This window comes from Pseudarthrobacter sp. S3, from assembly GCF_050156905.1.
GTDB lineage: Bacteria > Actinomycetota > Actinomycetes > Actinomycetales > Micrococcaceae > Arthrobacter.
On the sequence record NZ_CP189583.1, the window covers coordinates 2,609,706 to 2,623,818 of the forward strand.

A 14,113-nucleotide genomic window follows, 5' to 3' on the forward strand; every position below is an offset into this window, starting at 1 on the left:
CCCGGTCCCGTGATTGCCGTCACCTGGCCGCCCTCGGCCTGTGGTAGTTTCGAGTTGACCACACGGGAGCCCTTGTAAGGGCTGAGATCGGGCTGACGCTGCCTGCGACCGTTGAACCTGTCCGGGTAATGCCGGCGAAGGAAGTGAGTATTCATTGAATACACAAGAAACACAGCTGATCCCTGCCCAAACTGACGCCGACCAGGATCAAACGTTCCAGCCTGAAACCCAGTCACTGAAGTCCCACTCACTGGCGTTCATCACTGATGACGCCACCGGAATCCGGGTTCCCGTGACCGAGATCGCACTGGAACCGTCGCCGAACGGCTCGGCGAACGGGCCTTTCCGGACCTACCGCACGGCCGGGCCGGGCAGCGATCCGGTGGTGGGCCTTAACCCGTTCCGCTCGGAGTGGATCACCGCCCGCGGCGACACCGAGCCCTACAGCGGACGGGAACGGAACCTGCTCGACGACGGCAAGTCGGCCGTGCGGCGCGGCGCAGCCTCTGCGGAGTGGAAGGGGGCACAGCCGGTGCCCCGCCGCGCCGTCGACGGCCGGAACGTCACCCAGATGCACTACGCACGGCAGGGTGTGGTGACCACGGAGATGCAGTTCGTTGCCCTTCGCGAGAACTGCGACGTGGAGCTTGTCCGAAGCGAAGTCGCTGCCGGCCGCGCCATCATCCCCAACAACATCAACCACCCGGAATCCGAACCGATGATTATCGGCAAGGCGTTCCTGGTCAAGATCAACGCAAATATCGGCAACTCCGCGGTGACCAGCTCCATTGCCGAGGAAGTGGACAAACTCCAGTGGGCCACCCAGTGGGGCGCCGATACGGTGATGGACCTCTCCACCGGCGATGACATCCACACCACGCGGGAATGGCTCATCCGCAACTCCCCCGTGCCCATCGGCACGGTGCCCATCTACCAGGCCTTGGAGAAGGTCAATGGCGAGGCCAACGCACTGACGTGGGAAATCTTCCGGGACACCGTCATTGAGCAGTGCGAGCAGGGCGTGGACTACATGACTATCCACGCCGGTGTGCTGCTGCGTTACGTGCCGCTGACGGCCAACCGCGTCACCGGCATCGTCTCAAGGGGCGGTGCGATCATGGCGGGCTGGTGCCTGGCCCACCACCAGGAAAACTTCCTCTACACGCACTTCGACGAGCTGTGCGAGATCTTCGCCAAGTACGACGTCGCGTTCTCCCTGGGCGACGGACTGCGCCCGGGAGCCACCGCGGACGCCAACGATGCCGCCCAGTTTGCGGAGCTGGACACGCTCGCGGAGCTTACGCAGCGGGCGTGGGAATTCGATGTGCAGGTCATGGTGGAGGGTCCCGGGCATGTCCCGTTCCACCTGGTGCGCGAGAACGTGGAACGCCAGCAGGAGCTCTGCAAGGGCGCCCCGTTCTACACACTGGGGCCGCTGGTCACGGACATTGCCCCGGGCTACGACCACATCACGTCCGCCATCGGCGCCACCGAAATCGCCCGGTACGGCACCGCCATGCTTTGTTACGTCACGCCCAAGGAGCACCTTGGCCTGCCGAACAAGGACGACGTGAAGACCGGGGTGATCACCTACAAGATCGCCGCCCATGCAGCCGACCTCGCCAAGGGCCACCCCGGCGCCCATGAACGGGACGACGCCCTGTCCAAGGCCCGGTTCGAGTTCCGCTGGCGCGACCAGTTCGCGCTGTCCCTGGACCCCGTCACGGCGGAGGCCTTCCATGACGAGACTCTGCCCGCCGAACCGGCCAAAACCGCACACTTCTGTTCCATGTGCGGCCCGAAGTTCTGCTCCATGAAGATCAGCCAGGACATCAGGGACGAATACGGTTCCGCAGATTCGCAGGCGGCCATCGCCGAGGCCTACAGCGGGATGCGCGAAAAGAGTGCGGAGTTCCTGGCCGCCGGCGGGAAGGTCTACCTCCCGGAGCTTCGGATTCCGGCCGGGAGCTGACGGCTCAGGAAGCCTGAACCGAGCGTGACCTGCCTACGGCGGCGATGAACGACCGGATGGCACGGTCACCTTCGACAGAGTCCTGGGGCCGGTGTCCTCCCGCAGCAATGCGGTGCAGGGCACCGGTTTCCTGCAGATATCCGGCGATCTCCTCGTAGAGCGGTTCCCAGCCGCCCGTCAGGACCATGGTGGGGACGCCCGGAACAATATGCAGCGGGGCCTCCCAGGACGGCGCCTGCAACCGGAGCCGGCGCGCCGACCGTTTTTCCTCCGGCGTGGCGGGCTCCTGCAGGTCTGCCGCGAACATTCTCCGCACGAACTCACGCTGGAAATCATCATCACTGAGTTGGTGCCGGGCATCGAACAGCGGTTGCATCAGCGCCCTGTGAGCAGACGTGGCCGGCTGTTCGGCGGTCAGAGACAAGCACGCCGGTTCAATCAGCGTCAGGGAAAACACCAGATCGGGGCGATCGACGGCGGCCATCATGGCCGCAATGGCACCCTCGGCGTGGGCCACAACATGGCCGCCGGCGGCACCGCGGCCGTCATCGGCCAGAGAGCTCAGGATGATGGCGGTGTCTTCGGCGAACGAGGACTCCAGGGGCTCAGCAACGGGGTCAAAGCCGTGCCGCCGCAGGAACAGGGCGTCGTACGTCAGCGCCATCCCGTGCTGACGCGTCCACGCCGCCGCACCGAAAGGTCCGGCGCCGTGCACGAACACTACCCGCTGTTTGAACATGACCCAACCCTATTCCACGGCGCCGACATCCCGATTGGGCAGCAGTATGTGTCGGCGTGAGTGCTCAACACAACACCTGCAGCTACCCGGCCCGGCGGGGTGGTTACTTGCCGAGGAACTTGTCGAATCCCTTGGGCAGGTTCAACTGCGAAGGGTCGAAGTCGCCACCCTGCTGGCCGAACGACGCCCCCGTGGGGAGAGCTTTCGCCGCGCCGGCCCGACGGGCTTCGGCGTCCTTGAGCTCCTGGGCAGCCTTGGCAGGGTTGCCTGAGCGGGCCTTCTTCTTCGGGGCGTTCTTGCCGCCCTTCCGCGCGCTGCCGGGGCCGCCCATGCCGGGCATCCCCGGCATTCCGGGCATACCGCCGCCCTGGGCCATCTTCTTCATCATCTTCTGGGCCTGGCCGAAGCGCTCCAGCAGGCCGTTGACCTCGGACACGTGCACGCCTGAACCGCGGGCGATGCGTGCCCGGCGGGAGCCGTTGATGATCTTCGGGGCGACTCGTTCGTGCGGCGTCATGGATCGCACGATCGCTTCGACCCGGTCAATCTCGCGCTCGTCAAAGTTCTCCAGCTGCTCGCGGATGTTCTGCGCACCGGGCATCATCATGAGCATCTTCTTCATGGAGCCCATGTTGCGGATCTGCTGCATCTGGGAGAGGAAGTCATCCAGGGTGAAGTCTTCCTGGTCGGCGAATTTCTTCGCCATCCGGGCGGCTTCGTCCTTGTCCCAGTTCTTCTCGGCCTGCTCAATCAGAGTGAGGACGTCACCCATGTCCAGGATGCGGGAGGCCATGCGGTCCGGGTGGAACAGCTCGAAGTCATCCACGCCTTCGCCGGTGGAGGCGAACATGACCGGCTTACCGGTGACCGACGCGACCGACAATGCGGCACCACCGCGGGCGTCGCCGTCGAGCTTTGACAGCACGATTCCGGTGAAGTTCACACCCTCGTCAAACGCGACAGCCGTGTTCACGGCGTCCTGTCCGATCATGGCGTCAATCACGAACAGCACTTCATTGGGGACGATGGCGCGGCGGATCTGGCTCGCCTGCTCCATCATCTCGGCGTCAACGCCAAGGCGCCCGGCGGTATCAACAATCACGACGTCGTGCAGCTTCTGGCGCGCTTCGTCGACGCCGGCGCGGGCGACGGCGACCGGGTCACCGGCGGGGTGCTCCAGTTCCGAAGTGGCTCCGGGGTGCGGCGCGAAAACGGGCACGCCGGCACGCTGGCCCACAACCTGGAGCTGAGTGACGGCATTGGGCCGCTGAAGGTCACATGCCACCAGGAGGGGGCTGTGACCTTGAGCCTTGAGCCATTTGGAGAGCTTGCCCGCGAGGGTGGTCTTACCGGCACCTTGGAGGCCAGCCAGCATGATGATGGTGGGTCCGGACTTGGCCAGGCGGATGCGGCGGGTCTCGCCGCCGAGGATCTCAACGAGCTCCTCATTGACGATCTTGACGATCTGCTGGCTGGGGTTCAGCGCCCCCGAAACCTCTGCCCCGAGGGCACGCTCGCGGATGCGGGCCGTAAATTCACGCACCACGGAAACGGCGACGTCGGCATCCAGGAGGGCGCGGCGGATTTCCCGGACTGTGGCATCAACGTCGGCCTCAGTGAGGCGGCCCTTGCCACGGAGATTCTTGAAGGTTGCTGTCAACCGGTCAGAGAGTGAATTGAACACGCGCCGCGCACTTCTTTCAGTGGATTTACAGGGGGGACTCGACTATCTAGGGTACCAAGTCGGGCTTGCCGGATGGCATGCTGGCAGGGTGACGAGCCAAACAAGTGTAAAAACCCTGCTCATTCTCGGCGCCTCAGGCGATCTGACCGGCCGCCTCCTGCTGCCGGGACTGGCCCGGTTGGTGGCTACCGGCCGGACTGATGGCCTGACCCTGGTGGGCGCCGGATCCGACGCCTGGACGCCGGAACAGTGGCGTACCCGGGTCCACGAGGCCTTCGCCCCAGCTGCGGAGGCCGCCAACACGGTTGGAAAAAAGGCGCTCACCGCCTTGGCTAAGGCCACCGCTTACCACCAGCTTGATGTTACGGCGGAAGGAGCCCTGGCGGGACTGTTGGCCGGGCTGGACGGCCCCACCGCGATCTATTTTGCGTTGCCTCCCCATGTCAGCCAGCTGGCCTGCGAGTCGCTGCACCGTGACCAGGTTCCGGCCGGAACACGGCTGGTCATGGAGAAGCCTTTCGGCTCCAGTGAAGCCTCCGCCCGTTCCCTTAACCGCACACTCGCTGCGCTGGTGCCGGAGGACCACATCCACCGGGTGGACCATTTTCTGGGGAAAGCCACGGTGCTGAACATCCTGGGCCTGCGCTTTGCGAATAATTTCCTGGAACCCGTATGGAACCGCGAGCATGTGGAAAAGGTCGAGATCATCTTCGACGAGGACCTGGCGCTGGAGGGCAGGGCGCGGTACTACGACAATGCCGGCGCCCTGCGCGACATGATCCAGAGCCACTTGCTGCAGATCATGGCGCTCATGGCCATTGAGCCGCCGGCCACCCTCGGGGAGCGGGACCTCCGGGACGCCATCGCGGCCGTGCTCCGCGCCAGCAGCATCAGCGCCCCTTACGCAAAATCCACGCGCCGGGCCACGTATACGGCGGGTTCGATTGCCGGCAGGAAGGTCCCGGACTATGTGCGGGAAGAAGGCGTGGACGCATCCCGTGGGACGGAGACCCTGGCGGAAGTCCGCGTGGACATCGATAACTGGCGATGGAAGGGGGTCCCTTTCATTCTGCGTTCGGGCAAGGCCCTCGGTGTGCAACGGAAGGAGGCCGTGGTCACCTTCCGGCCCGTGCCGCACCTTCCGGCGGGCTTCACCGGCGTGGACTCCCCTAACCGGCTGCGGATCGGGTTCGGGCCGGATACGCTGGCCTTCGACGTCGACGTCAACGGTCCCGGCAGCATGTTCAGCCTGAGCCGCGCAACGCTGAATGCGGAGCTGAGCGCTTCTGAGCTGCTGCCCTATGGCGAAGTGCTCGAGGGCGTCCTGAGCGGTGATCCGCTGCTCTCGGTGCGCGGTGACACAGCGGAGGACTGCTGGCGGATTCTTGAGCCGGTGCTGAAGGCCTGGCAGCGGGGCACGGTGCCGCTGGAAAAGTACGACGCCGGTTCGGCCGGTCCCGCCGGATGGCCAGGTTCCGCGGCGGTTGAGTAGGCCAGAACAAACAGAGCGGGCAGGGAACCTTGGAGGTTCCCTGCCCGCTCTTTCGCCTGGATCAATGGACTTCCGGAACAGCTAGATGGCGGCGACGCCGCGTTCGCCGGTCCGGACCCTGACGGCTTCGAAGACGTCCACGGTCCAGACTTTGCCGTCGCCCGCCCGGCCGGTGTTGGAGCTGGCGATGATGACGTCCAGGATGTCATCAGCCTGTTCCTCCGTGGCGAGGACTTCAACCCGGATCTTGGGCAGGAGGTCCACGTTGTATTCCGCTCCGCGGTAGACCTCCGTGTAGCCGCGCTGGCGGCCGTAGCCGCTGGCTGCGCTGACCGTCAGCCCCTGGACACCGTATGACTCCAGGCCTTCCCGGATGGCTTCGAGCTTCTCCGGGCGGACGATCGCTGTGATCAGTTTCATGCTTCCACGCTTTCCTTGCCCGCTGCCGGATCGGACTTCTTTGCGCCGGCAACTTCGCCGTCAGCGGCAGAGCCCTTGCCCGTGATCAGCTCGTGAAACGGCTGGAAGCTCCCGCCGTGGCCGCCCACTCCGAACTCGTACGCCGTTTCGGCGTGCAGGCTGAGGTCAACGCCAACAGCTTCCTGTTCCTGGGATACCCGGAAGCCCATGGTCTTGTGGATGGCGAAGGCGATGATCGCCGTGAGGGTCGCCGAGTAGGCGATGACGATGCCTGCCGCTGCGAGCTGGGCCCAAAGCTGGGCCGCGCCGCCGCCGTAGAAGAGGCCGCCGCCCACACCGTCGGCGGGGAGTGCGATGAAGCCCAGGGCAACCGTTCCGATGATGCCGGAGACCAAGTGAACGCCCACAACATCCAGGGAGTCATCGAAGCCCCAGCGAAACTTGAGGCCGACGGCCAGGGCCGAGGCGACACCGGCGACGACACCGAGACCGAGCGCGCCCACCGGGCTGACGTTGGCACAGGCAGGGGTGATGGCAACCAGGCCGGCAACCACACCGGAGGCTGCCCCAAGGGAGGTGGGGTGTCCGTCGCGGATGCGCTCTGTGACGAGCCAGCCGAGCATTGCCGCGGCAGGGGCTGCGAGGGTGTTGACCCAGATCAGGCCGCCCTGCTCAGCAGTGGTGGCCGCGCCGCCGTTGAAGCCGAACCAGCCGAACCACAGGATGGCTGCACCGAGCATCACGAACGGGATGTTGTGCGGGCGGTGGTTGGGGTCTTTGCCGAATCCGCGGCGGTTGCCGATGATCAGGACGAGTACGAGGGCTGCCACACCGGCATTAATGTGGACCACGGTGCCGCCGGCGAAGTCGATGGCCGGGCCGAGGGCCTGGCCAATGGCGCCTTCGGAGCCGAAGAGGCCGCCGCCCCAGACCATGTAGGCCAGGGGGCAGTAGACGAGGGTGACCCAGACGGGGACGAAGACGGTCCAGGCGCCAAACTTGGCGCGGTCAGCGATCGCGCCACTGATGAGGGCGACGGTGATGATGGCGAAGGTGGCGGCATAGCCGACCTTGATGAGCCCGTCAGGGCTGGTGATGCCTTCAAGGCCGAAGGTGGCGAACGGATTCCCGACGATCTGCAGGAACCCCTCGCCGGAGCTCATCGAAGCGCCCCAGAGCACCCAGACTACGCCGACCATGCCGATGGAGATGAAGCTCATCATCATCATGTTCAGTGCAGCTTTGGCGCGCGTCATGCCGCCGTAGAAAAATGCCAGACCTGGTGTCATGAACAGCACGAGTGCTGCTGCCACCATGAGCCATACGTGACCTGCGGTAAGTTCCATGGTGCACGTCCTCCCTGTGATCGATGCTGCGGAATACTCCGCCTTACTAACGCCTTTTGCGTCCTGCATCGAGTCTGTCGCTGCGGTGTTTCGGCCGCAGAGGATTTTCATTGCTGGCTTGTTACAACAACCTCCCGGAAGTAAATGGTGCATATCTGGCTTGTTACGGTTATGTTTCACCACTGCCGCCGACCCTCGGCTGCCTACCTTGCAAGGAAACCGCCCCATGACGGCACCATCACGCGTGAGCCGCGCCACAACGCGGATTTTGTCAGTTGTCCGCCCGCAGAGGCCCACGCTTCCGCGCGACATCAAGGTGATGCTCGCTGCGGCGTTCCTGATTGCCCTCGGCTTTGGGCTGGTGGCGCCGGTTCTGCCCCAGTTCGCCACCACTTTCGACGTCGGGGCGACGGCCGCCGCCGTGATCGTGAGCATCTTCGCCTTCATGCGGCTGGTGTTCGCGCCGGCGGGCGGGGCCTTGATAGCCCGTTGGGGTGAGCGGCCGGTCTATGTGGCGGGGCTGCTGATTGTTGCGGTTTCAACCGCGGCATGCGCCTTTGCCCAGGACTATTGGCAGCTCCTGGTCTTCCGGGGGCTTGGCGGTGTGGGCTCAGTGATGTTCACGGTGGCTTCCATGGCCCTTGTGGTGCGACTGGCACCGCCGCAAAGCCGGGGCAGGATATCCGGCGCCTACGCATCCGCGTTTCTGATCGGCAGCGTCCTGGGCCCGGTGGTGGGCGGGCTGCTGGCTGGATTCGGCTTGCGGGTCCCGTTCCTTTGCTACGCGGCCGCGCTGATCCTTGCTGCCGCTGTGGTGCAGACCCAGCTCAGCCACGCGCCGTCGGCGGACCGGTCCACGGTGGGCCGCGCCCCTGACATGCCGTTCATCGAGGCCTGGCAAGTTGGTGCGTACCGCTCGGCACTGATGTCCAGCTTCGCCAACGGCTGGGCCACGTTCGGTGTGCGGATGGCCATCGTCCCGCTGTTTGCGGTTGCTGCGCTCGGCGCCGGTCCGGAGGCTGCCGGGCTGGCGCTGGCCGTTTTTGCTGCCGGCAATGCCGCCGCGCTGACATTCTCCGGCCGGCTGGCGGACAGCCTGGGCAGGCGGCCGTTGATGGTCGTCGGGCTCCTGGTCGCCGGGCTCGCCACGGCCGCCATCGGCTTCACGTCCCACCTGGGGTGGTTCCTGGCCGCCTCGGTTGTAGCCGGGGTGGGGTCCGGTCTGCTGGGACCTGCCCAGCAGGCAGCCGTCGCTGATGTCATCGGCAATGAGCGCTCCGGCGGGCGCGTCCTGGCCGCCTACCAGATGACCTCGGACGTCGGCGCCATTGCCGGACCGGTCCTGGTGGGAGTTCTGGCAGACCGGCTGGGCTACGGCTGGGCATTCGGGGTCACCGGCGGTGTGCTGGTGCTCGCGGCGGCCTGCTGGGCTGTGACGCGAGAGCCGCTTAAACGAATTGAGGGGTGAGTTCCCGCCACTGAAGCTTCGGCTTAGCGGCGGGGACTCACCCCTCGTTTGCTTAACCCGGTGTTTGGGTAAACCCGGTTCCTAGTTCAGCAGGGCGTCGACGAAGCTCTCGGCTTCGAACGGGGCCAGGTCATCGGCGCCTTCGCCGAGTCCGATCAGCTTGACCGGCACGCCGAGTGATTTCTGGATGGCCACCACGATGCCGCCCTTCGCGGTCCCGTCCAGTTTGGTCAGGACAATGCCGGTGATGTTCACTACCTCGGCGAAGACGCGGGCCTGGTTCAGGCCGTTCTGGCCGGTGGTGGCGTCCAGAACCAGCAGGACCTCATCCACCTCGGCCAGCTTTTCGATGACACGCTTGACCTTGCCGAGTTCATCCATGAGGCCGGTCTTGTTCTGCAAGCGGCCGGCGGTGTCGATCATGACAACATCGACTTCCTGGTCAATGCCGGCCTTAACCGCCTCATAGGCGACGGACGCTGGGTCTGCGCCGTCGACGTCGGACTTCACGGTGGGTACACCCACACGCTGGCCCCACGTGGCCAGCTGCTCGGCGGCTGCGGCGCGGAAGGTGTCCGCCGCGCCCAGCAGGACGTCCTTGTCCTCGGCAACAAGCACGCGGGCGAGCTTGCCCACGGTGGTGGTTTTGCCCACGCCGTTGACGCCGACCACCAGCACGATGGCCGGCTTGTCCGCGTGCCTGTCGGTGCGCAGTGCGCGGTCCATGGTGGGGTCCACCAGCTTGATCAGTTCCTCGCGGAGCAGAGCCTTGACCTGGTCGGGTGTCCTGGTGCCGAGTATTTTCACGCGCTCCCGGAGGGCGTCGACCAGCTGCATGGTGGGTTCGGTGCCGAGGTCGGCCAGCAGGAGGGTCTCCTCCACTTCATCCCAGACGTTCTCGTCGATTTTGTCGCTGGAGAGCAACGCAAGCAGGCTCTTGCCGAGGATGTTGTTCGACCGGACCAGACGCTCGCGGAGCCGGGTCAGGCGGCCGGCAACGGGGAGGGGGGTCTCAACCTGGATGGTTTCCAGGCCTGCCACGTCATCAGGAACGTCGGTGACTTCAAGGACTTCGAGGTCGACGCCGGCGGGAGCGTTGCGCTCGGCCGGAACCACGGGCGCGTCCTCGAGCAGTGTTCCCCCGCCGGCGACGGGATCATTGGCGTCACGGGTCCCGGGGTACTGGGTGATGTTCTTCCGCGTCTTCAACAGGACCGGGATCAGCCCGCCAATAACCGCCAGGGCAGCAACAATGGACAGAATAATGGGGAGGATGTCATTCACTCCCCTAGCTTCTCACAAACGTGGCAGGGGATCGGGTGGCCACCTGCGCGGACTCTATACGTCGGCGCCCAGCCGCTGGCTGATGACGGTGGACACGCCGTCGCCGCGCATGGTGACGCCGTACAGGGCATCAGCCACTTCCATGGTCCGTTTCTGGTGCGTGATCACGATCAGCTGGCTGGACTCCCGCAGCTCTTCGAAGATGGTGATGAGCCGGCCGAGGTTGGTGTCATCAAGGGCCGCTTCAACCTCGTCCATAACATAGAACGGCGAGGGGCGGGCTTTGAAGATAGCAACCAAAAGGGCGACGGCGGTGAGGGACCGTTCTCCTCCAGACAACAGTGAGAGGCGCTTGATTTTCTTGCCGGCAGGTCGCGCTTCGACCTCGATTCCGGTGGTGAGCATGTCCGAAGGATCCGTCAGCACCAACCGGCCTTCGCCGCCGGGAAAGAGGCGTTCAAAGACGTGGACGAACTGGTCCCGGGTGTCCTCAAAGGCCTCGGTAAAGACACGCTGGACCCGGTCATCCACTTCCTTGATGATGTCCAGCAGGTCCTTGCGGCTGGATTTCAGGTCCTCCAGCTGGGTGCTGAGGAACTGGTGCCGTTCCTCCAGGGCGGCGAACTCCTCGAGCGCCAGCGGGTTGACCTTGCCCAGGGCTGACAGGTCCCTTTCGGCTTTCCGGAGGCGCTTCTCCTGCTCCTCGCGGACAAAGGGCTTGCCGTCGGGGACCGGTGTGCCGTCGTCGTCCACCGGGGTCCGCAGGGCCGCCCATTTGTCGCCACTTTCCGCTGCGGGGACGGGCACGGGAACGTCCGGGCCGAAGTCCGCCACCAGGACGTCCGGCGTGATCCCGAGTTCTTCGATGGAACGTGTTTCCAGGGCTCCAATCCGCGCCCGCTGCTGGGCGCGGGCCAGTTCGTCCCGGTGAACCGAGTCAGTTAGTTCCGCCAGCTCGCGGGCCAGGATGTCATTGGTTGTCCGGGTCTCCAGCAGCGCACGGTCCCCTTCTTCCCGGTTCTCTTCGGCGAGGTCGCGTTCATGCCGGGCCAGCGCCACAGACACGTCGATGAACCGGAGTGCCAGCTCCACCGCAGCGGAGACAGCAGCCGCCCGTTGGGCCTGGATCCGACGGCGGCGCGCCCGTTCGGCGGCCTCTTCGCGTGCCCGGCGTTCAGTGGCCGCTGCCCGTTCCAGCGACAGAGCCCGGTTGCTCGTGGCGGTCAACTGCTCTTCCGTGCTGCGCAGCGAAAGCCTCGCGTCCATCTCCGCAGACCTGGCCAACGACGCCGCCAAAGCGAGGGCATCACGTTGTTCGGTGGAGGGTTCCTTTTCAGCCGGCGCCTCCTGCGCCGCAGCAAGGCGCGCGGTAACGGCGGCGAGCGCCTGCTCCTCTGTCACAACATTCGCCTCCGCCCTGGCCAGCGAAGTGGCCAGCCTGTCGCTTTCACCGACGGCGCTGCGCAGGATGGAGTTCAGGTGGCCGAGCCTTTCGGCCACGGCCGCGAGCCGGGCGTCGGAATCGTGCAGGCGGTCCAGGGCAGCCTCCGCTCTCGTCCGGGCCTCGGCGCGCCGGGCCTCGGCGCCGGCCAGGGCGAATCGGTTCCGTTCCAGATCCGCGGTGACAACGGCCAGCCGGGCCTCGGCGTCGTCCACGGCGGCCTGCACCTCGAGCAGGGACGGCGCATTTGCCGAGCCTCCGGTCACCGTCAGGGCGGTGAACACATCCCCGGCCCGGGTCACGGCTGTCAGGTCCGGCCGTTCGGCAACGAGCAGCCCCGCACCATCCAGGTCTTCAACAACTGCCACCCCGGTCAGGAGCGCGGCCACCGTAAGGGCGGCCCCGCCCTCGGCGGATGCCAAGTCCACAGCCCAGCGTGCGCCTGCCGGCAGGAGCTCGCCCGTGCCGGAAGTTGCGTCCCGCACGGGCACAGCAGACGCCAGCAGCAGGGAAGCACGCCCCGCATCGTCGTCTTTAAGAAGTTGAACCACGACGGCGGCCACGTCAGGATCCAGGACCACGATCGCTTCGGAGGCCCCGCCCAGCGCCGCGGCAATCGCAGCCTCATAACCCGGTTGAATAGTCAGGCTCGAGGCAAGCGCCCCCGCAACGCCATCCAGCCCGGAGTTGAGGGCGTGCGCCGCGCCGTCTTTTCGGTTGAGGCCAAGCTGCAGTGCGTCCCTGCGGGCCAAGAGGGCGTCACGTTCGCGGACAGCTTCCCGCCCCACGGACGTAAGCTCGGCAATCTCCTGGACGACGGCGTCGAGCTCTGCGCTGGCGTCCTCGTAGTCGGCGTCGAGGCTTTCCTCCCCCTCCTCCGCCCCCGCCACCTGGGTTTCCAAGGCGGTGAACTCGGACTGGGCCCGGTAGCGGCGTTCCTGTCCGGCGGCGAGTGACTCCCGTAGACGGCCCAGCTCGGCCTGCGCGGATTCAACCCGCGATCGTGCGGCACCAACCTGTCCGGCAAGCTTCGCAAGGCCCTCGCGGCGGTCCGCTGCGGCCCGGAGGACGGCAGTCAGCCTTTTCTCCTCGGCAGACGCCTCGAGTTCGGCCGCGTTCTTCGCCGCCGTCGCCGAGTCCAGCGCGCTGCGCCGGTCAAGGATGTGGCGCTCCAGCTCCATCAACTCATCCCGGACCCGGACGGCTTGCCGTTCCAGCTGCTCAGGATCCCTGCCCGAGTACGGTTCGGCATCAACGGCACCCAGCAGGCGGCCGCGTTCCTGGGCCAGTGAGCCCAGGGAACGAAGCCGTTCCCTGGAAGCGGAGAGCCGGTACCACGTATCCCGGGCGGCGTTGAGCTTTGGTGTTGCCTCGGCTGCGAGCTGTTCCACGGCTGCCTGTTGCCGGCGGCCCGCCTCCAGCTGCTGCTCCACCACCGCGCGGCGGGCCTTCAGCGCCGTTTCGTCGGCCACGTCCTGCTCAAGTGAACTCTGTTCCTGGACGAGGTCGTCGGCCAACAGCCGCGCGCGTGCGTCGCGGACGTCGAACTGGACCCGTTGGGCGCGGCGTGCCACATCGGCCTGCTTGCCGAGTGGCGTGAGCTGGCGCCTGATCTCCCCGGTCAGATCGCTCAGCCGCTGCAGGTTCGCCTGCATGGCTTCAAGCTTGCGGACCGTTTTTTCCTTGCGGCGGCGGTGCTTGAGGATCCCGGCCGCCTCCTCGATGAAGCCGCGGCGGTCCTCCGGCGTGGCGTGCAGGACCTTGTCCAGCTGGCCCTGGCCCACAATGACATGCATTTCCCGCCCCATACCGGAATCCGAGAGCAGCTCCTGGATGTCGAGGAGGCGGCAGCTGGCACCGTTAACGGCGTATTCTGAGCCGCCGGTGCGGAAGAGAGTCCGCGAGATGGTGACTTCGCTGTATTCGATGGGCAGGGCACCGTCGGTGTTGTCGATGGTCAGGGAGACGTGGGCCCGGCCAAGCGGCGGGCGCCCGGAGGTCCCCGCAAAAATGACATCCTCCATTTTGCCGCCGCGGAGCGTTTTAGCTCCCTGCTCCCCCATCACCCAGGAGAGGGCGTCCACCACGTTGGACTTGCCGGAGCCGTTCGGCCCCACGACTGCCGTGATGCCAGGCTCAAAATCGAAGGTTGTGGCCGATGCAAACGACTTGAACCCACGGACGGTAAGGCTTTTGAGGTGCAAGGTGTTTCTGGTCTCCTGAGTGGCTGAAGCGGCTGCTTTGCTGCCCCAAATCTACTGTGTTAT

9 protein-coding genes and 1 riboswitch are annotated in these 14,113 nt (G+C 65.8%); of the genes, 3 read left to right on the forward strand and 6 right to left on the reverse strand.

What is annotated here, in order from left to right; translation table 11 throughout:
• The first annotated feature begins 52 nt into the window (after positions 1-52).
• Positions 53-160: riboswitch (TPP riboswitch) on the forward strand.
• A complete protein-coding gene (gene thiC / locus ACQCSV_RS12545; RefSeq protein WP_354153712.1) occupies positions 155-1,972 on the forward strand; it encodes a phosphomethylpyrimidine synthase ThiC in 1,818 nt (605 codons plus the stop codon). (Overlaps the previous riboswitch by 6 nt.)
• Positions 1,973-1,976: 4 nt before the next feature.
• Here the strand turns inward: thiC and ACQCSV_RS12550 are convergent, their stop codons facing one another.
• Positions 1,977-2,711, reverse strand: a complete 735-nt coding sequence (locus ACQCSV_RS12550; protein ID WP_354153711.1) for an alpha/beta hydrolase — start codon at positions 2,709-2,711, stop codon at positions 1,977-1,979.
• Between the two features lie 103 nt (positions 2,712-2,814).
• Positions 2,815-4,395, reverse strand: a complete 1,581-nt coding sequence (gene ffh, locus ACQCSV_RS12555) for a signal recognition particle protein (RefSeq protein WP_354153710.1) — start codon at positions 4,393-4,395, stop codon at positions 2,815-2,817.
• An 88-nt stretch (positions 4,396-4,483) separates the two neighbouring features.
• Here ffh and ACQCSV_RS12560 point away from each other — a divergent pair, with 88 nt between their 5' ends.
• Positions 4,484-5,887: a glucose-6-phosphate dehydrogenase gene (locus ACQCSV_RS12560; protein ID WP_354153709.1), complete on the forward strand. Its 1,404-nt coding sequence runs from the start codon at positions 4,484-4,486 to the stop codon at positions 5,885-5,887.
• An 81-nt stretch (positions 5,888-5,968) separates the two neighbouring features.
• On the opposite strand, the gene ACQCSV_RS12565 is transcribed toward ACQCSV_RS12560, so the two are convergent.
• Positions 5,969-6,307, reverse strand: coding sequence for a P-II family nitrogen regulator (locus ACQCSV_RS12565; RefSeq protein ID WP_354153708.1), 339 nt, complete (start codon positions 6,305-6,307; stop codon positions 5,969-5,971).
• Positions 6,304-7,653: an ammonium transporter gene (locus tag ACQCSV_RS12570; RefSeq protein WP_354153707.1), complete on the reverse strand. Its 1,350-nt coding sequence runs from the start codon at positions 7,651-7,653 to the stop codon at positions 6,304-6,306. Before ACQCSV_RS12570 ends, ACQCSV_RS12565 begins: the two co-directional genes overlap by 4 nt.
• A 226-nt stretch (positions 7,654-7,879) precedes the next feature.
• Between ACQCSV_RS12570 and ACQCSV_RS12575 the strand changes: the two genes are divergently transcribed.
• The gene (locus ACQCSV_RS12575) at positions 7,880-9,121 is read left to right on the forward strand and encodes an MFS transporter (protein ID WP_354153706.1); all 1,242 of its coding nucleotides are present in this window, start codon (positions 7,880-7,882) and stop codon (positions 9,119-9,121) included.
• An 81-nt stretch (positions 9,122-9,202) separates the two neighbouring features.
• Here the strand turns inward: ACQCSV_RS12575 and ftsY are convergent, their stop codons facing one another.
• The gene (gene ftsY / locus ACQCSV_RS12580; protein WP_426938521.1) at positions 9,203-10,405 is read right to left on the reverse strand and encodes a signal recognition particle-docking protein FtsY; all 1,203 of its coding nucleotides are present in this window, start codon (positions 10,403-10,405) and stop codon (positions 9,203-9,205) included.
• Positions 10,406-10,459: 54 nt separating this feature from the next.
• Complete coding sequence (gene smc, locus ACQCSV_RS12585; protein ID WP_426938522.1) at positions 10,460-14,050, reverse strand: chromosome segregation protein SMC; 3,591 nt, start codon at positions 14,048-14,050, stop codon at positions 10,460-10,462.
• Between the last annotated feature and the right edge of the window lie 63 nt (positions 14,051-14,113).